The organism is Sphingomonas sp. P4_D12 (assembly GCF_056401895.1).
The window spans coordinates 15,694-36,160 of the sequence record NZ_JBFUIL010000007.1 but is presented as its reverse complement, the minus strand read 5'-3'; the positions used below and the strand labels follow the sequence as shown (position 1 = coordinate 36,160).

Genomic DNA, 20,467 nt, shown 5'->3' with positions numbered 1-20,467 from the left:
GTAGGAAATTTCCTAGACAAGTTGGAATTTGGAACAGATCATGAACTTCTAACGACTCGGCAGCAGAAAACAGAGGCCAGACAAATGCATATCGGACGCGAGGTGGAGAAATTTTTGCGGCGGTCGAACATGCCGCCGACCCGGTTCGGCCGGCTGGCCTGCAACGATCCCCGACTGGTCGGTGATCTGCGCAACGGTCGTGAACCCAGGCGCCGGGTCGCCCAGCGCATCGTCGATTTCATCGCCGCGCAGGATGCCGCGCAATGAGCCGACTCGAGCGCGATCTGATCAAGACGGTGACCGAATCGGCCGCCGCAAGCATGCCCGACGCGGCGGCATCTTTGGTGCGCAGCCGGGATTGGTCGTCGTCGCTATTCAGCGGCGTACGGCTGACCGTCGAGATCAATGCCGGCGAAGATGAGGCGTTCGAGACCTGGCTGGCGAATCTGCCCGAGGCGGAGTTCGGTGTCCGTGGCTATTTTGTCGCGAGCGCCGATCTGGTCGAGCGCAGCAACGGGGCGGCCGTGGTCGAATTCCTGCTGGTCGAGGAAGGCTAGGGCAACCCCTCGCTTTCAGTGCTCCTGCGAAAGCAGGAGCCCAGAGTTACGAGATACGACGCCTATGGCCCTGGCCTCCTGCTTTCGCAGGAGCACAAGGATTTCACCGATCTACGTGAATGGCTCTCAGCCGACCCGCGAAGCGAGTTGGCGCAGCACGCCGAGCGTTTCCTCAAGCGATCCCGCGGCGGGAACTTCCACTTCCGGGGCTTCGGGTTCCGGCGCCGGCGCTTCCTTGCGCTTCGCGACACCGCGTTCCAGCCGGTCGAGCAGATCGTGGATCGTTGCCGACGGCAATGGCGAGGACGTTTCCGACGAGCGCACCATCGGCGTCAACTCGAACGTCTCGATCCGCTCATGCGACGCGAAACGCGGCGCGGAATCTTCGGCGGGCGGAGCAATGGCGGGTGTTATTGGATCAATTCGAGCCGGGCGCGGATCGACCGCGATGATCGGCTCCGGAGCGGGCGCTTCCGCGCGAATTGGCGAGGGCGCCGCGACGGGTTCGTCGATCCGGCCGAGCGGCAGCGGATCGGGCGCGGGCAGCGGCGGATCCAGAGGACTGCGATAGGTGGCGAGCGGGGTGTCGAGATCTGCCGGGATGTCACGTTCCTCGACTACCGGCGGCGCGTACGCCACGGCATCGGCGACCGACATCGGCAGCGACGATTCGGCAGTAACTTCGAGGAACGGCGTGCCGAGGTCGCGATTGGCGAAGACCGGGCGGCGGGGCGGCGCGTCGGGATGCGCGTCGGCCCGGCGCAAGATGGGAACGCCGTCTTCGCGCGCATTGCGGCCGATGGCGACCGCCCGCGTGCCGATCAACAGGAACAGCCCGAACCAGCTGACACTACCGACGACGAGCGCGACCAGGAAAGCGATGGCGAAATGCGCGGTCATTCCGAGCGGCGGCTGGGCAGCGGTGACCAGCGAGGCGATGCCGCTATCGACCACCAGATCCTCGAGCACCGCGGTTGGCATCAGCAGGAACATCAGTCCACCGAGCGCCGCGAGCAATATGGCAATAGCCGGCGCCAGCGGCACAGCGAACCGCATCGCCCCGCCCTCGCCCAGAATCGCGGCGAATGGCGAGGGGAAATTCAGGCGCTGGCGACCGCGGGTGGCGTCCATTTGAGGTCCGTTTTCCGAGCTTCGATAATTCTTTGGTAAACGGGGGCGTAACGCGAAATGTTTGACGACCAGTTACGATCGCGTTCGACGAACGCCCGTGCCCGGGTCCGCCGCGCTTCCCATCCGCTGCGATCGGCGAACATTCCGGCCAGCGCATCGGCAATCGCCGCCGGACTGTCGGGCGCGAACAAAGTGCCGGTATCGCCGTCGCGAATCAGTTCGCGATGCCCGCCGACGTCCGACGCCGCGACCAGGCGCCGCTGCGCCATCGCTTCCAATGGCTTCAACGGCGTGACCAGGTCGGTCAGGCGCATCCTCTTGCGCGGATAAGCAAGCACATCCACCAGGCTATAATAGCGTTCGACCTCGTGATGGGAAACGCGCCCGACGAAACGGATCGCGCCGGCAACCGGCGAAGCGGCGGCCTGGGCGCGCAACGCCTGCTCCATCGGCCCGCCGCCGACCAGCAGCAGCTTCGCCGCCGGGCGCTTCGCCACCAGCGCGGGCATCGCCGCGATCAGATCGTCGAGCCCTTCATAATCATAGAAGCTGCCGATGAAGCCGACCACATCGTCGTCCGCTGCCAGGCCGAGTTCTACCGCCAGCGCCGCGTCGCGCGGCAGCGGTTCGCCGAACAGGGTCAAATCGACGCCGTTGGGGGAGACCATGATCTTGGCCGGGTCAATCCCGCGATCGATCAAATCGTCCTTCAGCCCGTCGCAGATCACCGCGACGGCATCGGCCTGGCGCACTGCCCGCGTCTCGAGCCAGCGCGTCGCCCGATAGCGCAGCGACCCCTCGCTGCCCGTGCCATTGCCGACCGCCGCATCCTCCCAGAAGGCGCGGATCTCATACATCACTGGCACGCCCAGCCTTTTACCCGCGCGCAAGGCAGCGACGGCATCGAGCACCGGCGAATGGGCGTGGATCACATCGGGGCAGAACGTCCGCGCGACCTCGGTCACGCGATCGGCGAGCGCGGCGATTTCGCGCCATTCGCGGATCGGACTGCGCGCCGGCGCGGGGACTTCGGTACGGTAGAAATCGAGTCCGTCGACCATCTCCGCCGTGACCTTGGTCTCGCCGTGGCGCGATCCCGTCACCGCGGCGACGTGCCAGCCGCGCGCGATCTGCGCCTTCAGGATCGCGCGGGTGCGAAAGGTGTAGCCGCTCTGCAACGGCAGGCCGTGGTCAAGGACGTGAAGGATATTCATCTCATTTTCCATGCCACGCGACTGTTTAACGGCACGTCAACCCGGTGGCGGTAGGACCAACGCACACCCGTTCGCCCCGAGCTTGTCGAAGGGCGCGCGCTTCGGATCGGTTGGAAGACGGTAGCATGATCGACAATTTCGCGATCGCGATCACGCATGGCCTGATGATGCTCGCCATCTTCCTCCTGCTGCGCCGCCGCGACCTCGACGACGAGCGGCCCGAGCCGCCGAGCAAAATCAAGCGGCGATGATCCACGATCTCGCCTTTGTCGGATTCCTCGGGATGTTCTTCGCGCTGGCCTTTCGCCGGCCGTTCCTGTTCATCCTGAGCTATGTCTATATCGACATCGTCTCGCCGCAGCGGCTGACCTATCTGCTGCTCAATTCGGTGCCGATCTCGCTCATCGCGGTGGCGCTGGCGGTCGGCTCCTGGGCGCTGATCGACGACAAGAAGGACAGCCGGGTCGCGCCGCGCCAGTTCGTCATTGTGCTGCTCCTCGCCTGGTGCGCGATGACCACGATGCGCGCCGATTTCCCGGTCGAGGCGCTGGATAAATGGGATTGGGTCTGGAAGTGCCTCGCGTTCGCCGCTTTCCTGCCGCTGACCCTGCGCACCCGCCTCAGGCTCGAGGCGCTGCTGACGTTCATGATCCTGTCGGCGGCATCGATCATCATCGTCGGCGGGATCAAGACGCTGGCGGGCGGCGGCGGCTATGGCGCGCTCAACCTGATGGTGGATAACAACTCAGGGCTGTACGAAGGCTCGACCATCTCGACCGTGGCGATCGCGATCATCCCCGCCATCCTGTGGCTCGAGAAATACGGCACGATCTTCCCCAACGACTGGAAGCGGAAGCTGTTCTGCTACGCGTTGGTATTCGCCTGCCTGCTGATGCCGATCGGCACCTCGACGCGTACCGGACTGCTGTGCATCGGCCTGCTCGGCGTACTGATGCTGCGCGATTCGAAGCGCAAGTTCCTCTATCTCGGCGTCGTCGCCACGCTCGGACTGGTCGCCGTGCCGTTCCTGCCCAAGTCGTTCACCGACCGCATGAGCACGATCAAGTCGTATCAGCAGGACGAGTCCGCCGCGACCCGCGTCGCCGTGTGGAAATGGACCTGGGAATACGTCAAGCAGCATCCGATGGGCGGCGGGTTTGAAATGTACCGCCAGAACCAGATCCGCTACGACATCGTGAAGGCGGAAGGCGACGCCGGCAACGCCAAGCTCGACACCAAGCTGACCGTCGACCGCGCCCGCGCCTATCACTCGGCCTATTTCGAGATGCTCGGCGAACAGGGCTGGCCGGGGCTGATCATGTGGTTGTTCATCAGCCTGAGCGGGCTGATCCGGATGGAAGTGATCCGCCAGCGCTACAAGAAAGCGGGCGAAGACTATGCCTGGGTCGCGCCGCTCGCCGGCGCGCTGCAATCGGGGCAATTGCTCTACATGCTCGGCGCCTGTTTCGTCGCGATCGCGTTCCAGCCGTTCATCTTCATGCTGATCGGCGCGCAGATCGGGCTCGACACCTATCTCAAGCGCCGGCGTGCGGAAGAGAGCTTCCGCCCGATGAAGCGCGCCAAGCCGGCGGCCGACGCACCGCCCAACCCCGCGCTGGCATGACCCGGCCCGAGCTTCGCGCGCTGACCAGCGTGCGCGGCGTGGCCGCGTGGATGGTCGTGCTTTATCATATCCGGCTGACGATCGACGGCCTGCCCGCAGCCTGGGTGCATGTCTTCGCCAAGGGGTATCTGGCGGTCGACTTCTTCTTCCTGCTGTCGGGCTTCGTGATCTGGCTGAGCTGGGGCGAACGCCTCCGCGCCGATGGCTGGGGCGGTGTGCCGGCTTTCCTGCACAAGCGCGTCGCGCGGATCTGGCCGCTGCACCTCGTCGTGCTGGGGGGCGCGGTCGTACTCGCACTGGCGCTGGCCGCTGCCGGACGCCACAATGCAGTGGAATACCCGTTCCGCGAACTGCCGCTGCACGTCTTCCTGCTGCAGAATTGGGGATTCACCGACGCGCTGACCTGGAACGATCCGGCCTGGTCGATCAGCTGCGAGCTTGCCGCTTATCTGCTGTTTCCACTGCTGGTGCGCGCGGTCGACTGGCGCACGCTACCGAGCTGGCTGGTTGTGCTGGCGGCGGCGGCGTTCCTGATCATCCTGGCGGCGGCAACGGCGCATCTGCCGACGCTGGGCCATGATATCGTGCATTATGGTGTGGTTCGCTGCCTGACCGAATTCGCCGCGGGCAGCGCACTTTGTGCGCTGTGGCTGCGATGGCGGGAGGCTCCCGCTTTGCCTGCCGTCCTGGCATTCGCTTTTGCCGGACTGATGCTCATCGGCTGGGCCAGTGGCCTGCCGGAACAGCTCGCCGTGCCATTTGCCTTCGCCGCCTTGCTGCTCGCCCTCGCCCTCAGCTCGGGCGTGCGCGGCAACCCACTCGACTGGGCGCCGCTTCATTATCTCGGCGAGATCAGCTACGCGACCTATCTGTCGCACTTCATGCTGTTCGTGGTGTTCAAGCTCGTGTTCGTGAGTGATGCGCACGCGGTGCCCCCGGTGCTGATCGCGCTCTATCTCGCAATGGTGCTGGCGAGTTCGGTGGCGCTCTATCACCTCGTCGAACGGCCGGCGCAGAAATGGGTGAATGCCGTCAAACTCCCCTCCCGTTTACGGGAGGGGTTGGGGGAGGGCGTGTCGAGCCCGGCCGCGAAGGAACAAGCCCTCCCCTAGCCCCTCCCGCAAGCGGGAGGGGGATCAAGCCTCCGCCAGTTCTTCCGTCAACGCTTCGATAATCGCCTTGTTGAACGCCGGGATGTCGTCCGGCTTGCGGCTGGTGATCAATTTGCCGTCGACCACCACTTCCTCATCGACCGCCTCCGCCCCGGCATTTTCCAGGTCGGTGCGGATCGACGGCCAGCTCGTCACCTTGCGGCCATCGACCACGTCCGCCTCGACCAGCAGCCACGGCCCGTGACAGATCGCCGCGACGATCTTGCCGTCGTCCATGAACTCCTCGACGATCTGCACCGCGCGGCCCTGCATCCGCATCTTGTCGGGGTTGGCGACCCCGCCCGGGATGACCAGCGCGTCGAATTCTTCGGTATCGACATCGCCAAGCGTGATGTCGGGGGCGATCGTGTCGGCCTTCTCGCCGCCTTTCTCGCCCTGGATCGGATCCGTCGAGATCGACGCCAGCGTCACCTTGGCGCCGGCGTCGATCAACGCCTGGCGCGGCTTGAACAATTCGTCATTCTCGAACCCGTCGGTCGCGATCATCAGCACGCGCACGTCGCTCAAATCGGCCATGGCAAATCTCCTTGAAAACCGCACTCCCAACCGACCGCGTGGCCGGGGCGTTCCGGAACGAAGCGATGATCCGCGCATTTCCGACGCCATGCGGAAGGAGGATTGATGCCCCGAATCGTCTATTGCGATGACACCATGCCGGGGATCACTCGGCGCAAGGTACGGCATGGTTGGGGCTATTGGGATCCGCAAGGCAACCGCATCACCGACCGCGGCGAGATCGACCGGTTGAACCGGATCGGTCTGCCGCCGGCCTATCGCGACGCCTGGTTCTCGCCCGACCCCAACGGTCATATCCAGGCGGTCGGATGGGACGAGCGCGGCCGCAAGCAATATCGCTATCACCCCGATTTCCGCGCCGCGCAGGAGAGCGCCAAATATGATCGTTGTGCCGCGTTCGGCCTGGCGCTGCCGAGATTGCGGGCACGGGTCGAGGCCGATCTCAAGACGCGCAGCCACAGCAAGGAGCGCACCGTTGCGGCGATCGTGAGGCTGCTCGACATCGGTTATCTGCGCGTCGGCAACGAAGGATATGCCAGGGCCAACAAGAGCTTCGGTGCGACGACCTTGCGCGATCGCCACGCCGAGATTCGGGGCCAGACGCTGAAGCTGTGCTACCGCGCCAAATCGGGCAAGATGCGAACGCTCGTGATCACCGACCGCAGCCTCGCGCGCTTCGTCAAGAAGTGCCAGGACCTGCCCGGGCAGCAGCTCTTTCAATATATCAATGGCGACGGACAGCCGCACGGCGTCAGCTCGACCGATGTCAACGAGTATATCCGCGAGGCGACCGGCGACGATTTCACTGCCAAGCACTTCCGCACCTGGGGAGCGAGCGCCATCGCGTTCGAGACGCTGGCGAGCGCGGACCATGATATCGGGCTGAAGGCGATGCTCGAGCCGGTCACCGAAGCGCTCGGCAATACCCCGGCGATCGCGCGCAAATCCTATGTCCACCCCGCCCTGATCGACCTTGCCAAGGGCGATCAGACCAGTTTTCGCGAGCATCTCGATCTGCCGCGATCGACCCGCTATCTCGACCGTTACGAGCGCGGTCTGATCGCCTTTCTGACCGGCGAGACGACATCACGCCGCAAGGCAGCCTGAGAGAATCGATGAACATTACCGCCATGCCCAAGGCTGGGACACTGAACGCTCACGACCTGCAGCATCAAGCGCAGGCGATATGGGACACCAGCGTCGCCTGGCTCTCATCGCATTGGCTTCAGGTGATGATTGCGATCGCCGTCGGAATCGTGATCTTCTTCGGCCTGCATTTCATCAAATCGCTCGGCAATCGCCTGTGCCGCCGCGACACGAGCGGCACCGGTTGGTACACCGTGTTCGGCCGTGCGATCGCCAAAACGGGCAATTTCTTCATCGTCATGACCTCGGCCGAGCTGGTGGCGGGCATCGGCGATGCACCCTACCCGATAGTGGCGATCATCCGCTTCCTGTTCACCCTCGCCGCGGTGTTCCAGGGGGCGATCTGGGCGCGCGAGATCATCCTCGGCGCGATCGAGCATCGCACCGCGGCCAGCGACTATCACGGCGAGACGCTGACCAACGCGATGGGTCTCATCCGCTTGTTCGTGACCTTCGCGCTGTTCGCGATCGCCCTGGTCATGGTGCTCGGCAATCTCGGCGTCAACGTCACCGGGCTGGTCGCCGGTCTGGGCGTCGGCGGCATCGCCATCGGCCTCGCGGCGCAGAGCATTTTTGCCGATTTGTTCGCGGCGATCGCCATCATCTTCGACCGCCCGTTCCGCCGCGGCGACGCGATCACTTACGACAAGTCAGCCGGTACCGTCGAATATATCGGCATGCGGTCGACCCGTATCCGCGGCACCAACGGCGAGGAACGCGTCATCGGCAACAAGAAGTTGCTCGATTTCGAGATCATCAACAATTCGCGTCGCGAATATCGCCGTGTCGTCTTCACGCTGGGCATCGCCCAGACCACGCCGATCGCGGTGCTCGAAGACTTGCCACACTTGCTCAAGCAGATCGTAGAGGATCACGGCCAGAAGTTCGTCCGCGCCGGCTTCACCACCTTCACCGCGCAAAGCTATGAATTCGATGTCGAATTCGATTCCCCCACCGCGGTGTTCCAGGACATGTACGACGCGCGCCATTCGATCGGTCTCGCGATCATCAGGCGTTTCCAGGAAGAGGGCATCGCACTCGTCTATCCCGCCCAGACCGGCATCCCGGCAGCGGAGTCCGGCGTGACCTGGCCGAAGCGCAGGAAGGCCAAGAGTAGCGAGGATACTATCGCGCGACCGCCCTCGTCGGGCGACCGCTCGGTCGCCGATCAAGGGGGCGGCGATTAGTCTCGCCCCGCGGAAGGCGGGCCCTTAGCGAGCATCACCTGCCAAGCCGGGATGGTGAGACCGTCGAGATATTCGCGCTGCATTTCAGGCGTCAGCACCTCGACCATCGATCGACCTTCGATCCACATTTCGAGCACGCCGAATATCCCGCCTCGTTTGCGGTACTTGATCGGCCATCCTTCGCGCGCCGCGATCGCCGTGACCGCTTCGACATCCAGCGCGGTCGCCATCGCGAAATGGGTCGAGGTGAAACGGTCCTTGGGACCGATCCGACCGACCGCGTCGGCATCCCCCGGCGCTTCGTGCAATTCGGCCCCGCGCGGATAGACCTCCACCGTGGTGCCTCGATCATCACCGGCCATCGCAACCCAGCTGCCAGTGAGGACGGGTGGGAATGGAAAGGCCTGGCCACCCCATAGTTCGGCAATCACATTAGCGACATTACGCGGATCGTCGGCATCGATCGATAGGTGGAACAACATCGGAGTCTCCCTGATTCGTGTGTTGCCCGCTCACTACGCATGACACAAAATGTGTCAACCGGAATTTGACACATTTTGTGTCATGCGTATGAGGAAAGCATGCCCGATGCCGCCAAGCCCCGCGAGTCCGTTTCCAGCAACACCCATACGCGCGCGTTGATCGAAGACGCGATGATTGGATTGATGGCCGACGGCGACCGCCTCAACCATGACGCCGTCGCCGAGCGTGCCGGCGTGTCGCGACGTACTGTCTATCGTTATTTTCCCGATCAGGATGCCCTGCGCCACGCGGCCTGGGCGCGGATGAGTCCCGGCGGACGCGTCCCCGACACGCTGGACGACCTGCTGGGCGGACTGGAGGAACGGTTCGCGAAGTTCGACCGCAATGCCGCGGCGATGACGGTGGCGCTGGCCAGCGCGGACGGCCGAGCGATGCGCAACCAGATGAAGGCCGAGCGCGAGACCGCCTATCGCGGCATGTTCGGCCAGGCCGTGAAGGCGCTGGCCGAACCCGACCGCACCTGGGCGATCGCCGCCATCCAGTTGATGTCGAGCGGCTTCGTCTGGCGGGAGATGCGCGACCAATGGGACTTGGACGACCTCGCGCCGGGCACGCGCGAGGTCAGCCGGCAGATTTGCCTCAGATGCCACCCTCGTCGAGGCTGAGTAGCGTGGCGTTGCCGCCTGCCGAAGTCGTGTCGGTGGAGACCGCGCGCTCGGCGACGAAGCGGTAGAGATAGTGCGGACCGCCGGCCTTGGGTCCGGTGCCGGAAAGGCCCTCACCGCCAAATGGCTGTGAGCCGACGATCGCACCGATCATGCTGCGATTGACGTAGAGATTGCCGACACGCGCTTCGGCTTCCATCACGTCGCCGGCGCGCGCGATGCGGCTGTGCAGGCCCATGGTGAGACCATAGCCCTTGGCGTTGACCCGGCGGATTGTCTCGGCGAGCTTGCCCGCTTGCCAGGTGGCGACATGCAGGATCGGGCCGAACCATTCAGCCTGCAGGTCTTCAATCGCGTCCAGCCGGATGAGCGTCGGCGGCACGAACAGGCCCGCGGCCGGGGCGTCGATCGTCTTGACGATGCGCGCCTTCATACTCTCGCGATACGCCATCAATTTGTCATAGGCGGCCTGATCGATCACCGGGCCGATATCGGTCCTGGGATCGGCCGGATCGCCAAGCACGAGCAAGTCCATCGCGCCGTCGAGCATCTTGATGATGTTATCCGCCACATCCTCCTGCACTACCAGCAGCCGCAGCGCCGAGCAGCGCTGCCCCGCCGAGCGGAATGACGAGGTTACGACGTCCATCACCACTTGTTCGGGCAGCGCGGTCGAATCGACGATCATCGCGTTGATCCCGCCGGTCTCGGCGATCAGCGGAACGATCGGACGGGCATCGTCCTCGAGCAGGCTGCGCGCAATCTTCTTCGCGGTCGCGGTCGAACCGGTGAACGCCACGCCCATGATCCGCGGATCGGCGGTCAGCGCCGCGCCGACTTCGGGGCCGCCGGGCGCCAGGATCAGCACGTCCTCGGGCACGCCCGCCTGATGCGCGAGCCTGACCGCGGCGGCGGCGATTTTCGGTGTTTGCGGCGCAGGCTTGGCGACCACGCTATTGCCCGCGACCAGGGCCGCGGCAGTCTGGCCGAGGAAAATCGCCAACGGGAAGTTCCACGGCGCGATCGTCGCCCACACGCCGCGCCCGTCGAGGTGGAGCGTGTTACGCTCGCCGGTCGGTCCGGGGAGCTCAATCGACTTGAGGCCCGACCGCGCCTGCTGGGCATAATAACGACAGAAGTCGGCGGCTTCGCGCACTTCGCCGATCGCGTCGGGGATCGTCTTGAACGCTTCCTTGACGCAGATCGCCATCAGTTCGTCGCGATTGGCTTCGAGCAGATCGGCGAGACGGTCGAGGATCGCCGCGCGTTCGTCGACCGGAGTCGCCGACCAGCCGGGAAAGGCCGCATGGGCGCGGGTGATTACCGCGGCCACATTGATTGTCTCGGCCGTCACCGGCGGCATCGCGGCAACGCTCGCAGCCGTTTTCGCCAGCACGCCCCGATCGCTGAGATCGATCCCGCTCGAATTCTTCCGGTCGCCGAACAGGTCGATCGGCAGCGGGATGCTCGGATGCCGGGCGCCACCCACAGCCGCGATCTTCTCGACCGGATCGGCCAAGATTTCCGCTTCTGTCAGGCGCTCGTCGGCAAGCTGGTGGACGAAGCTCGAATTGGCGCCGTTCTCGAGCAAGCGACGCACGAGATAGGCGAGCAGATCGCGATGCCCGCCGACCGGCGCATAGATGCGACAATGATAGCCTTGCTCGCGGACCAGCCGCTCGTACAGCCCCTCGCCCATGCCGTGGAGCCGTTGGAATTCGAAGTCGCGATTGTCGCCTGCCCATTCGAGCAAGGTCGCCACCGTCAGCGCGTTGTGGCTGGCGAAGGCCGGGCGGATATTCTTGGCGTCGAGCATATCGCGCGCCACCGCGAGATACGAAACGTCGGTCGCCGCCTTGCGCGTGAACAATGGATAGTCCGACAGCCCTTCGACCTGGGTGCGCTTGATCTCGCTGTCCCAATAGGCGCCCTTGACCAGCCGCACGTTCATCAGGCGATCGAGGTTGTTGGCCCAGTCGACCACCAGGCGGGCGCGCTTGCCATAGGATTGCACCGCCATTCCGAATCCGTCCCAACCCTTCAGGCTGGGCAACGCCGCGACAGCGCCAATGATGTCGAGGCTCATCTCGAGCCGCTCGCTTTCCTCGGCATCGACGGTCAGCGCGATCCCCTTCCCCGCCGCCTGCACCGCGAGCGCTTCGAGCATCGCGGTCAGTTCGGGGACGCAGCGATGATATTGCGTGACTTCGTAACGCGGGTGGAGCGCCGACAGCTTGACCGAGATCGAATGACCGGCGGCGGGATCGCGGCCGACCGCGTCGATCGCATCGGTATAGGCGTTGAAATAACGCGCGGCGTCCTCGATGGTCCGGGCGGCCTCGCCCAGCATATCGAAGCTCGCGGTGAAGCCCCGGTTCTCGGGCTTCTTCATCCGATCCATCGCCTCGGCGATCGTGCGGCCCATCACGAAGATTTCGCCCATCATCCGCATCGCCGCGCCGACCGCCTGGCGAACGAACGGCTCACCCGCGCGGCTGATCAGCCGACGCAGCGGACCGCCTTCGCCTTCGCCGACCAAAGCGCGGCCGACCACCAGCCCCCAGGTCGCGATGTTGACCAAAGACGAGTTGGACTCGCCCGTATGCGCGCGCCAATCGGCATCGCCCAATTTGTCCGCGATCAGCAGATCGGCGGTCTCGGGATCGGGCACGCGCAGGAATGCTTCGGCCAGCGAGAGCAGCGCCACGCCTTCCGACGAGTTCAGCCGATATTCCTGCAGGAACTGGTTTACCCAGCCCTTTGTCTGCGCCGCGCGCAAATCCGCCAGCAGTCCGCTGGCATGGCCCAGCACCCGTCCGCGCGATTCGGGAGTCAGCGCGGCGCGGTCCAAAAGCGGTTTTAGAACTTCGGGTTCGGGCGCGCGATACAGCTTTGCCATGGAAGTGCGGGCGGAGGACGTAGCGTCAGCGGTCATTTTCCAGTTTCCGGTCGGGTCGGACTTGCCTCACGGGCCGAGGCGAGCCTAGAGGATGCGGGACGGCCTTAGCGCCAAAACACGCTCAAAGGGAATGTTCTGGCGATGAGAAATGATACAATTTCTATCAACGAGCTGGCGACGCAAATCGGCACGGAGCGCGTTTCCGACTGGGTCGAGGTCAGCCAGGAGATGATCGACAAGTTCGCCGATGCGACCGGCGACCACCAGTTCATCCACGTCAATCCGCAGATGGCGGCGATGACGCCGTTCGGCGGCACGATCGCGCACGGCTTCCTGACGCTGTCGCTGATGCCGCTGCTGTCGTCCAAGGTCCCCGACCAGCCCCAGATCGAGGGCGTGAAGATGGGCGTCAATTACGGCGGCAACAAGGTCCGCTTCATTACCCCCGTCCGGTCGGGCAAGCGCGTGCGCGGCCGGTTCAAGCTGATCGAGCTAGTCGAGAAGCGCCCCGGCCAATGGCAGCAGACCAACGAATTCACCGTCGAGATCGAGGGCGAGGACAAGCCCGCCTTGATCGCCGAATGGATCAGCCAGATTTTCGTCTAGTTTTCTCCCCTCCCTTCCAGGGAGGGGTCGGGGGTGGGTCGCGAGCGCAGCGAGCGTCCCGAACAAGCCCCAAGCGCAGTCGCCGGCGCTGGCGCGCCGGCACCCACCCCCAGCCCCTCCCTTGAAAGGGAGGGGAGATTAAGAGGCCACCCATGCGTTCCGCCGTCATCGTCTCCACCGCCCGTACGCCCATCGGCCGCGCCTATCGCGGCGGGTTCAACAATTTGCCGTCGCCGACGCTCGCCAGCCATTCGATCAGGGCAGCCGTCGAGCGCGCCAAGATCGACCCCGCCGAAGTGCAGGATGTGGTGTTCGGCGCCGCGCTCCAGCAAGGTGTCCAGGCCGGCAATATCGCGCGCCTCGCGCTGCTCCGGGCCGGTCTGCCGGTGACCGTTGCCGGCATGTCGGTCGACCGCCAGTGCGCCTCGGGCCTGATGGCGATCGCGACCGCGGCCAAGGAGATCATCGTCGATAATATGGACATCGCGATCGGCGGCGGCGTCGAGTCGATCTCGATGGTGCAGACCCCGCAGATGCGCGTCGGCCGCGACGACGAGCTGCTGGCGATGCACAAGGACGTCTACATGCCGATGCTGCAGACCGCCGAGGTCGTGGCAAAGCGCTACAATATCAGCCGCGACGCGATGGACGATTATTCGCTCCAGTCGCAGCAGCGCACCGCCGCCGCGCAGCAGGCCGGCTATTTCGACGCCGAGATCGTGCCGGTCACCGCGACGATGGCGATGACCAACAAGGAAACCAAGGAAGTCACCTATCACGAGGTCACCGTTACCAAGGACGAAGGCAATCGTCCCGAGACGACGATCGAAGGCCTGCGCGGGCTGCAACCGGTGCTCGGCCCCGATTTCACCATCACCGCGGGCAATGCCTCGCAGCTGTCGGACGGATCGTCGGCCAGCGTGTTGATGGAAGAGAAATTGGCCGAGAAGCGCGGCCTGACCCCGCTCGGCCGCTATGTCGGCATGGCGGTCGCGGGCACCGAGCCCGACGAAATGGGCATCGGCCCGGTCTTCGCGATCCCCAAATTGCTCGAGCGTACCGGGCTCAAGATGGACGATATCGGCCTGTGGGAACTCAATGAGGCGTTCGCGGTGCAGGTGCTCTACTGCCGCGACAAGCTCGGCATTCCCAACGAGCTGCTCAACGTCAACGGCGGCTCGATCTCGATCGGCCACCCCTATGGCATGACCGGCGCACGCTGCACCGGCCACGCACTGATCGAAGGCAAGCGCCGCGGCGCAAAGTACGTCGTCGTGACGATGTGTATCGGCGGTGGCCAAGGTGCGGCGGGGTTGTTCGAGGTTCTCTGATGCTTGACCGCGGGGATGCCGCAACGGCATCCTCGCGTCATGCGCGCCGATTACGGTCCTAATCGTCTTTCCTTCCGGCTGGCATTCCGACCCTTCGCCGACGCATTTCAATTCCGCGGGCGGTCGACGCGCACCGAGGTCGTGTCGTTCTGGCTGCTTGGACTTGTCGCCAATGCCGGGACGCTGACGGTCGGCGATCCCACCCCGCCAATCTTCTACGCGACGGCGATTTTGTGGAACCTCTCCTGGGAATGGCCTTGGTTGGCGCTGCTCGTCCGGCGGCTGCACGATCAGGACCGCAGCGGGTGGTGGGCACTCGTTCCGCTATCGATCGCACCGATATTCCTGCTTGAATGGCTCACCGCGCCGACCGGATCTGGGTCAACCATGGCGTTTCGCCAGGGTCCGTGGGCGATCAGCAGGCATGTGGGGTGGAATGCGTGGACGATCGCTCTTGACCTGATCGCGCTCGGCCTCCTCATCGTGAACTTATGTCTGTTCCTTTGGTCAGGAACATCAGGTGCCAACCGCTTCGGTCCCGATCCGCGCCTCGGCTCGGCGTCCGATGGCACCAGTGAGGCGGTGCCAGCGGAAACCTGAACCTGATCGGGCGTTCTCTTTTCCACACAGAGGAGAGACACCATGGCCGACGCCGCCGAGATCAAGCAGCATTTCTGGAAGAAACTGTCCGACAGTCCGTTCGTGATGATCGGCCTGGACGGCGACGGCCAGCACAGCGAACCGCTAACCGCGCAACTCGACAAGGATCAGGTCGACACGATCTACTTCTTCATCGGCAAGGACAATCGCTTGGCCAAGGGCGGTATGGCGATGGCGCAGTTCGTGTCCAAGGGGCACGACTTCTTCGCCTGCCTGGCCGGTAACGTGCGGATCGACAACGATTTCGGCATGATCGACAAATTGTGGAACAACCAGGTCGAGGCCTGGTTTCCGGGCGGCAAGGAGGACCCCAACCTGGCGCTGCTGCGCTTCGATGTCGACGATGCCGAGATGTGGGAAACCGACATGTCGCTGTCGGGCAAGGTCAAGATGCTGTTCGGTGGAAAGATCAAGGCCAGAGACGAAGGCAGCCATGCGAAGATGGGGACGACGGCGGAGTCGACGGACGCCTGACCCGCCTGGCCAGACGCTACTATCGACAGCCTCCGCCCCTCCGTCACCCCGGCCTTGTGCCGGGGTCCACGGAGCAGCTTGGCCCAACCTTTTCGCGGTTCCTGCTGAAGCCTCACTATCCGGGCTGAGACCACGGTGGATGCCGGCACAAGGCCGGCATGACGGGGTAGCTTTTTGCAGTCTCTGTCCACCTCACCCGCCGTGCGTGGTGATCCACTCTTCCAGCACCGGCGCGATCTGGTTGCGCCATTTGCTGCCGTTGAAGATGCCGTAATGGCCCGCATCGGCGACAAGATGCTTCTTCTCCGACGCCGGCAGATTGGTGGCGATGGTCAGCGCCGCCTTGGTCTGGCCGAGCCCTGAAATGTCGTCGCGCTTACCCTCGATCGCCAGGATCGCGATGTCGGTGATCGCACCCGGATCGACCTTGCGGCCGCGATGCATCATCTCGCCCTTGGGCAAAGCATGCTGCTGGAACACCACCTCGATCGTCTGGAGGTAGAATTCGGCGGTCATGTCGCAGACCGAACGATATTCCTCGTAGAAATCCTTGGTCGCGTCGGCGCCTTCGTCGTCGCCCTGGACGAGATGTTTGAACATCTCCCAATGCGACTTCATGTGGTTGCCGAGATTCATCGTCATGAACCCGGCCAATTGCAGGAAGCCCGGATAGACGCGGCGGCCGGCGCCCGGATAATTGAGCGGAACGGTCGCGATGACATTTTGCTCGAACCAGGCGAACGGGCGCTCGGTCGCCAGCGTGTTGACCGCGGTCGGCGCCTCGCGCGTGTCGATCGGTCCGCCCATCATCGTCAGCGTTTTCGGCCGGCAGGGATTCTTATCCGCGCTCATCACGCAAGCGGCCGCATAACACGGCACCGACGGCTGGCAGACCGCGAGCATGTGCGCACCCTCGCCGATCGTTTCGAGGAATTCGATGATGTAATCGACATAGTCGTCGAGATCGAACGAACCGTCTGCCAGCGGCACTTGCCGCGCGTCGCGCCAGTCGGTGATGTAGACCTCGGCGAACGGCAGCATCCGCTCGACCGTGCCACGCAACAGCGTCGCGTAATGGCCCGACATCGGCGCCACGATCAGTAGCTTGGGGCTGCCGGTCACACCCTTGCGGACGAAGCGCTTGAGCTGGCCGAACGGCTTGCGAAGGACGATCTCCTCGACGACGTCAACGTCCTTGCCGTCGATCGTCGTGCGGTCGAGCCCGAACCCGGGCTTGCCGCGCGGCGCGGAAGCATGCGCGAACACTTCGAGCGCGGAAGCGAGCACTGGCCCGCCGCCGAAATAGGCAAAGGGATTAGCGGGGTTGCTCAGCAGTTCGGCGCTGAAATTGGCCCAGGCACTGGCGCCTGCCAGCATGGACCGTTGCATCTCGTAAGCGTTGTAGAGCATTTGCCCCCGATACATGTGACACCGTTTCCCCGGTATGAACCCTTAGGCTCGTGTTGCACCGCACACAACGCAATAAGCGATGGATCGTTGCGGGTTCCGGTATGTCGGCAGCGAACCGCAGTATGAACACCGCCGCACTGCGGCATTACGCCCCATTGCCGCTGACGCCCGTACGTCCTAGGTGCCGGCCATGGCCGATCCCGCCCCCGACGCTCCCAGCCCCGGTCGCAGGCTGAGCAGTCTCAAAATGGTCTGGCATTATGCCAGCCGCTACAAGCTCCAGGCGCTGTTTGCGCTGCTTGCCCTGGGCTTGTCCTCGGCCGCGACCCTCTATTTCCCGATCGCGCTGCGATCGGTGATCGACGGCGGGTTCGTTCGCGGCCGCGACATGACGCACGTCAATCGCGTCTTCTATCAACTGTTCGCGGTGGCCGGCGTGTTGGGCGCGGCAACCGCCGTGCGATTCTATTTCGTGTCGTGGCTCGGTGAACGGACAGTGGCCGACGTGCGCATCGCCGTGCAACGCAACCTGCTTCGCCTGGCGCCGCGTTATTTCGAGGAGAACCGGCCATCGGAGATCGCGTCACGCCTCACGTCGGACACCGCGCAGATCGAAATGGTGGTCGGCACGACCGCGTCGGTCATCCTGCGCAATGCCATTACCGGGTTCGGCGGGATCATCCTGATGCTGGTCTGGGCGCCCAAATTGGCCGGGATGATTCTCCTGGGCATCCCAGTCGTGCTCGGTCCGATCGTGCTGATCGGACGGCGGTTGCGCGGCTATTCGCGGACCAGCCAGGATCGTGTCGCCGATATCGGGGCGATCGCCGTCGAGGTCTTGTCGGCAATGAAGGTGGTGCAAGCCTTCGGCCAGGAGCGGCGCGAAGGATCGCGCTTCGCCGCCACCGTCGAGCGCAGCTTCGCGACCGCCAAGCGGCGTATCCTGCTGCGCGCTCTGTTGACCGCGATGTTCATCACCCTGGTGTTCGGCGCGGTGACGCTGATGCTGTGGAGCACCGCATCGGATGTCGCGGCGGGGCGGTTGTCGCCGGGATCGCTCGGCGGGTTCGTCCTCGCGTCCATCCTCACCACCGGCGCCTTTGCCGCGCTGAGCGACGTCTATAGCGACTTGCTGCGCGCCGCGGGCGCCGCCGAACGCCTGGCCGAGTTACTCGCCGAGCAGCCGGAAATCGCTCCGCCTGCGCACCCCGCGACTTTGCCCGAGCCTGCGCGTGGTGCGATCACCTTCGATCATGTCGTGTTCCGCTATCCGACCCGGCCCGATGTCTCGGCGCTGGCTGATTTCTCGCTCGACGTAACGCCCGGCGAAACAGTCGCGGTGGTCGGACCGTCAGGCGCCGGCAAGACGACTCTGTTCCAGCTCATCCAGCGCTTCTACGATCCCGCCAGCGGCGAGGTGCGGATCGATGGCGTTCCCCTCCCCCTCGCCGACCCCGCTGACATTCGTCGCCGCATCGCGATGGTGCCGCAGGAGACGGTGATCTTCGGCGCTTCGGCGCGCGACAATATGCGTTACGGCGAATGGGACGCGAGCGACGATGCGATCTGGGCGGCAGCCGAGGCGGCCAATGCCGCCGATTTTCTGCGCAAACTGCCCGACGGACTCGACACATTCCTGGGCGAAGGCGGCGCGCGGCTGTCGGGCGGCCAGCGCCAGCGCGTTGCGATCGCCCGCGCCTTGCTGCGCGACGCGCCGATCCTGCTGCTCGACGAAGCGACCAGCGCGCTCGACGCCGAGAGCGAGCAATTGGTGCAGCAGGCGCTCGAACGGTTGATGGACGGGCGCACCACCCTGGTGATCGCGCATCGCCTCGCCACGGTGCGCGCGGCCGGCCGGATCATCGTGATGGATGATGGCCGCATCGTCGAGCAAGGTACCCACGCCACGCTCAATGCGAAAGGCGGGCTTTATGCGAGGCTGGCCGCGCTGCAGTTCAGCGAGGCGGCGTGAGAATTATCCCTCTCCCCTTGGGGGAGTTCGGGGATCGGCCATGCCCTCGGCATGGCCTAGACAATCCGGGGGATTGTTTATCCCCGTACTGGTTGCGTAGACTTAGGTCGGCGCAGCCCCCCCCCCCCCCCCCCCCCCCCCCCCGCGGAGCTGCGCTCCGCATCACCCTCTCCAACCTCCGCTAGGCAGCAAGCTGCCAAGCTACGGTATCCTCTCCCCTCCAGGGAGAGGAGTTGGAGAGAAACATGGCCCGCGAGTTCGATATCATCGTCTATGGCGCCACCGGCTTCACCGGGCGGCTGGTCGCCGAATATCTCTCCGAAACCTATCCCAACGGCGTCAAATGGGCGATGGCCGGGCGCTCGCTCAGCAAGCTCCAGGAAGTGCGCGACCTGATCGGTGCCCCCGCCGGCGTCACCCTGATCGCGGCGAATTCGGACGATCCCGCCAGCCTGAAGGCGATGTGCGAGCGCGCCACAGCCGTCATCACTACGGTCGGCCCCTATCAACTCTATGGCAGCGATCTGGTCGCTGCCTGTGCCGAGACCGGCACCGCCTATCTCGATCTTTGCGGCGAACCTGCCTGGATGCGCCACATGATCGACGCGCATCACGAGACCGCCAAACGCAGCGGTGCGCGGATCGTGTTTTCGTGTGGGTTCGATTCGATCCCCTTCGACCTCGGCGTGCTGAGCTTGCAGCAATGCGCGATCGCCAAGCATGGCGGCCCGGCGCCGCGCGTGAAATGCCGCGTGCGGGTGATGAAGGGCGGTTTTTCGGGCGGCACGGCGGCCAGCCTGAAGGCGACATTGGCCGCCGCCGCCAGGGACCCGCGCATCGTCGCGTTGCTGACCAACCCGTTCGCGCTAACCCCCGGTTTTTCCGGGCCGCACCAGCCGACCGGCCTGCTGCCCGAATATGACAAGGCAGTCGGCGCCTGGGTCGCGCCGTTCATCATGGCGCCGATCAACACCAAGAACGTCCACCGCACCAACTTCCTGCTGGGCGAGAAATACGGCGCCAATTTCGTCTACGACGAGATGATGGTCGCCGGCCTCGGCGATCTCGGCAAGGCCGCCGCCGAGGCGATCGCCAAGGTCAATCCGCTCGCCGGCGACAAGGGCCCCAAGCCGGGCGAAGGCCCCTCCAAGGAAGACCGCGACAGCGGCCATTACGACATATTGTTCATCGGCGAATTCCCCGACGACAGCCGGGTCGAATGCGTCGTCACCGGCGACAAGGATCCGGGCTACGGATCGACCAGCAAGATGATTGCCGAAGCGGCGCTCTGCCTGGTGCAGGATGTGCAAGGCGACGGCGGAATCTGGACGCCCGGCGCGTTGATGGGCGATGCGTTGCGCGAGCGGCTGACCGCGAAGGCGGGGCTGACGTTCCGGTCAGGGTGAGCCTTGGGGTGCAC

Annotated in this window: 20 protein-coding genes; 14 read left to right on the top strand and 6 right to left on the bottom strand. The window is 64.7% G+C overall.

The genetic code is table 11. From position 1 onward, the window contains the following. Window positions 1-84 precede the first annotated feature (84 nt). Both AC1DSD_RS15760 and AC1DSD_RS15755 read left to right on the top strand, forming a co-directional pair. Window positions 85-267, top strand: coding sequence for a hypothetical protein (locus AC1DSD_RS15760; protein ID WP_066820318.1), 183 nt, complete (start codon window positions 85-87; stop codon window positions 265-267). After that, window positions 264-557: a hypothetical protein gene (locus AC1DSD_RS15755; protein ID WP_478031426.1), complete on the top strand. Its 294-nt coding sequence runs from the start codon at window positions 264-266 to the stop codon at window positions 555-557. Before AC1DSD_RS15760 ends, AC1DSD_RS15755 begins: the two co-directional genes overlap by 4 nt. Window positions 558-683: 126 nt before the next feature. On the opposite strand, the gene AC1DSD_RS15750 is transcribed toward AC1DSD_RS15755, so the two are convergent. Further along, window positions 684-1,688: a hypothetical protein gene (locus AC1DSD_RS15750; protein WP_478031425.1), complete on the bottom strand. Its 1,005-nt coding sequence runs from the start codon at window positions 1,686-1,688 to the stop codon at window positions 684-686. Next, window positions 1,658-2,902: a TIGR04063 family PEP-CTERM/XrtA system glycosyltransferase gene (locus tag AC1DSD_RS15745; RefSeq protein WP_478031424.1), complete on the bottom strand. Its 1,245-nt coding sequence runs from the start codon at window positions 2,900-2,902 to the stop codon at window positions 1,658-1,660. The genes AC1DSD_RS15750 and AC1DSD_RS15745 overlap by 31 nt, the downstream gene beginning before the upstream one ends. A gap of 125 nt (window positions 2,903-3,027) precedes the next feature. Between AC1DSD_RS15745 and AC1DSD_RS15740 the strand changes: the two genes are divergently transcribed. The 3 genes from AC1DSD_RS15740 to AC1DSD_RS15730 are packed head-to-tail and all read left to right on the top strand — an operon-like array spanning window position 3,028 to window position 5,638. After that, a complete protein-coding gene (locus tag AC1DSD_RS15740) occupies window positions 3,028-3,153 on the top strand; it encodes a hypothetical protein (protein WP_281178807.1) in 126 nt (41 codons plus the stop codon). Beyond that, entirely contained in the window at window positions 3,153-4,526 is a 1,374-nt protein-coding gene (locus tag AC1DSD_RS15735) for a putative O-glycosylation ligase, exosortase A system-associated (RefSeq protein WP_478031544.1), read from the top strand. The genes AC1DSD_RS15740 and AC1DSD_RS15735 overlap by 1 nt, the downstream gene beginning before the upstream one ends. Next, entirely contained in the window at window positions 4,523-5,638 is a 1,116-nt protein-coding gene (locus tag AC1DSD_RS15730) for an acyltransferase family protein (RefSeq protein ID WP_478031422.1), read from the top strand. The genes AC1DSD_RS15735 and AC1DSD_RS15730 overlap by 4 nt, the downstream gene beginning before the upstream one ends. A gap of 24 nt (window positions 5,639-5,662) precedes the next feature. On the opposite strand, the gene AC1DSD_RS15725 is transcribed toward AC1DSD_RS15730, so the two are convergent. Further along, complete coding sequence (locus AC1DSD_RS15725; RefSeq protein ID WP_478031421.1) at window positions 5,663-6,214, bottom strand: type 1 glutamine amidotransferase domain-containing protein; 552 nt, start codon at window positions 6,212-6,214, stop codon at window positions 5,663-5,665. A gap of 105 nt (window positions 6,215-6,319) precedes the next feature. Here AC1DSD_RS15725 and AC1DSD_RS15720 point away from each other — a divergent pair, with 105 nt between their 5' ends. Together AC1DSD_RS15720 and AC1DSD_RS15715 are read left to right on the top strand one after the other, a co-directional pair. After that, window positions 6,320-7,321, top strand: coding sequence for a DNA topoisomerase IB (locus tag AC1DSD_RS15720; RefSeq protein WP_478031419.1), 1,002 nt, complete (start codon window positions 6,320-6,322; stop codon window positions 7,319-7,321). A gap of 8 nt (window positions 7,322-7,329) precedes the next feature. Continuing rightward, window positions 7,330-8,547 carry a mechanosensitive ion channel family protein gene (locus AC1DSD_RS15715; RefSeq protein ID WP_478031417.1) on the top strand — a complete coding sequence of 406 codons (1,218 nt, stop codon included), beginning with the start codon at window positions 7,330-7,332 and terminating at the stop codon, window positions 8,545-8,547. Here AC1DSD_RS15715 and AC1DSD_RS15710 read toward each other — a convergent pair. Continuing rightward, a complete protein-coding gene (locus AC1DSD_RS15710) occupies window positions 8,544-9,029 on the bottom strand; it encodes a hypothetical protein (RefSeq protein WP_478031416.1) in 486 nt (161 codons plus the stop codon). The genes AC1DSD_RS15715 and AC1DSD_RS15710 overlap by 4 nt on opposite strands. 99 nt (window positions 9,030-9,128) lie before the next feature. On the opposite strand from AC1DSD_RS15710, the gene AC1DSD_RS15705 reads away from it, so the two are divergent. Then, on the top strand, window positions 9,129-9,695 hold the full coding sequence (locus AC1DSD_RS15705; RefSeq protein WP_478031414.1) for a TetR/AcrR family transcriptional regulator: 567 nt from the start codon (window positions 9,129-9,131) through the stop codon (window positions 9,693-9,695). Here AC1DSD_RS15705 and AC1DSD_RS15700 read toward each other — a convergent pair. Next, complete coding sequence (locus tag AC1DSD_RS15700; RefSeq protein WP_478031413.1) at window positions 9,670-12,594, bottom strand: L-glutamate gamma-semialdehyde dehydrogenase; 2,925 nt, start codon at window positions 12,592-12,594, stop codon at window positions 9,670-9,672. The genes AC1DSD_RS15705 and AC1DSD_RS15700 overlap by 26 nt on opposite strands. Before the next feature lie 141 nt (window positions 12,595-12,735). Here AC1DSD_RS15700 and AC1DSD_RS15695 point away from each other — a divergent pair, with 141 nt between their 5' ends. The 4 genes from AC1DSD_RS15695 (at window position 12,736) to AC1DSD_RS15680 (ending at window position 15,665) form a co-directional block, all read left to right on the top strand. Then, window positions 12,736-13,200 (top strand): MaoC family dehydratase, encoded by a 465-nt coding sequence (locus AC1DSD_RS15695; protein ID WP_478031412.1) that lies wholly within the window; start codon window positions 12,736-12,738, stop codon window positions 13,198-13,200. A 152-nt stretch (window positions 13,201-13,352) separates the two neighbouring features. Beyond that, on the top strand, window positions 13,353-14,531 hold the full coding sequence (locus AC1DSD_RS15690; RefSeq protein WP_478031411.1) for an acetyl-CoA C-acyltransferase: 1,179 nt from the start codon (window positions 13,353-13,355) through the stop codon (window positions 14,529-14,531). Window positions 14,532-14,570: 39 nt separating this feature from the next. Beyond that, on the top strand, window positions 14,571-15,131 hold the full coding sequence (locus AC1DSD_RS15685) for a DUF805 domain-containing protein (RefSeq protein ID WP_478031409.1): 561 nt from the start codon (window positions 14,571-14,573) through the stop codon (window positions 15,129-15,131). A 42-nt stretch (window positions 15,132-15,173) separates the two neighbouring features. After that, entirely contained in the window at window positions 15,174-15,665 is a 492-nt protein-coding gene (locus AC1DSD_RS15680) for a pyridoxamine 5'-phosphate oxidase family protein (protein ID WP_478031408.1), read from the top strand. Window positions 15,666-15,857: 192 nt separating this feature from the next. Here the strand turns inward: AC1DSD_RS15680 and AC1DSD_RS15675 are convergent, their stop codons facing one another. Next, window positions 15,858-17,075 carry a polyhydroxyalkanoate depolymerase gene (locus AC1DSD_RS15675; RefSeq protein ID WP_478031542.1) on the bottom strand — a complete coding sequence of 406 codons (1,218 nt, stop codon included), beginning with the start codon at window positions 17,073-17,075 and terminating at the stop codon, window positions 15,858-15,860. A 190-nt stretch (window positions 17,076-17,265) separates the two neighbouring features. Here AC1DSD_RS15675 and AC1DSD_RS15670 point away from each other — a divergent pair, with 190 nt between their 5' ends. Both AC1DSD_RS15670 and AC1DSD_RS15665 read left to right on the top strand, forming a co-directional pair. Beyond that, complete coding sequence (locus tag AC1DSD_RS15670; RefSeq protein ID WP_478031407.1) at window positions 17,266-19,047, top strand: ABC transporter transmembrane domain-containing protein; 1,782 nt, start codon at window positions 17,266-17,268, stop codon at window positions 19,045-19,047. A 245-nt stretch (window positions 19,048-19,292) separates the two neighbouring features. Then, window positions 19,293-20,453: a saccharopine dehydrogenase family protein gene (locus AC1DSD_RS15665; RefSeq protein WP_478031406.1), complete on the top strand. Its 1,161-nt coding sequence runs from the start codon at window positions 19,293-19,295 to the stop codon at window positions 20,451-20,453. The last annotated feature ends 14 nt before the right edge of the window (window positions 20,454-20,467 follow it).

What these genes read in the sequence shown, in the direction of transcription:
- AC1DSD_RS15710 (WP_478031416.1), bottom strand. Translation starts at nt 9,029, where the DNA reads ATGTTGTTCCACCTATCGATCGATGCCGACGATCCGCGTAATGTCGCT.
- AC1DSD_RS15720 (WP_478031419.1), top strand. Translation starts at nt 6,320, where the DNA reads ATGCCCCGAATCGTCTATTGCGATGACACCATGCCGGGGATCACTCGG.
- AC1DSD_RS15750 (WP_478031425.1), bottom strand. Translation starts at nt 1,688, where the DNA reads ATGGACGCCACCCGCGGTCGCCAGCGCCTGAATTTCCCCTCGCCATTC.
- AC1DSD_RS15715 (WP_478031417.1), top strand. Translation starts at nt 7,330, where the DNA reads ATGAACATTACCGCCATGCCCAAGGCTGGGACACTGAACGCTCACGAC.
- AC1DSD_RS15755 (WP_478031426.1), top strand. Translation starts at nt 264, where the DNA reads ATGAGCCGACTCGAGCGCGATCTGATCAAGACGGTGACCGAATCGGCC.
- AC1DSD_RS15760 (WP_066820318.1), top strand. Translation starts at nt 85, where the DNA reads ATGCATATCGGACGCGAGGTGGAGAAATTTTTGCGGCGGTCGAACATG.
- AC1DSD_RS15680 (WP_478031408.1), top strand. Translation starts at nt 15,174, where the DNA reads ATGGCCGACGCCGCCGAGATCAAGCAGCATTTCTGGAAGAAACTGTCC.
- AC1DSD_RS15690 (WP_478031411.1), top strand. Translation starts at nt 13,353, where the DNA reads ATGCGTTCCGCCGTCATCGTCTCCACCGCCCGTACGCCCATCGGCCGC.
- AC1DSD_RS15675 (WP_478031542.1), bottom strand. Translation starts at nt 17,075, where the DNA reads ATGCTCTACAACGCTTACGAGATGCAACGGTCCATGCTGGCAGGCGCC.
- AC1DSD_RS15685 (WP_478031409.1), top strand. Translation starts at nt 14,571, where the DNA reads ATGCGCGCCGATTACGGTCCTAATCGTCTTTCCTTCCGGCTGGCATTC.
- AC1DSD_RS15730 (WP_478031422.1), top strand. Translation starts at nt 4,523, where the DNA reads ATGACCCGGCCCGAGCTTCGCGCGCTGACCAGCGTGCGCGGCGTGGCC.
- AC1DSD_RS15745 (WP_478031424.1), bottom strand. Translation starts at nt 2,902, where the DNA reads ATGAATATCCTTCACGTCCTTGACCACGGCCTGCCGTTGCAGAGCGGC.
- AC1DSD_RS15700 (WP_478031413.1), bottom strand. Translation starts at nt 12,594, where the DNA reads ATGGCAAAGCTGTATCGCGCGCCCGAACCCGAAGTTCTAAAACCGCTT.
- AC1DSD_RS15665 (WP_478031406.1), top strand. Translation starts at nt 19,293, where the DNA reads ATGGCCCGCGAGTTCGATATCATCGTCTATGGCGCCACCGGCTTCACC.
- AC1DSD_RS15725 (WP_478031421.1), bottom strand. Translation starts at nt 6,214, where the DNA reads ATGGCCGATTTGAGCGACGTGCGCGTGCTGATGATCGCGACCGACGGG.
- AC1DSD_RS15705 (WP_478031414.1), top strand. Translation starts at nt 9,129, where the DNA reads ATGCCCGATGCCGCCAAGCCCCGCGAGTCCGTTTCCAGCAACACCCAT.
- AC1DSD_RS15695 (WP_478031412.1), top strand. Translation starts at nt 12,736, where the DNA reads ATGAGAAATGATACAATTTCTATCAACGAGCTGGCGACGCAAATCGGC.
- AC1DSD_RS15670 (WP_478031407.1), top strand. Translation starts at nt 17,266, where the DNA reads ATGGCCGATCCCGCCCCCGACGCTCCCAGCCCCGGTCGCAGGCTGAGC.
- AC1DSD_RS15740 (WP_281178807.1), top strand. Translation starts at nt 3,028, where the DNA reads ATGATCGACAATTTCGCGATCGCGATCACGCATGGCCTGATGATGCTC.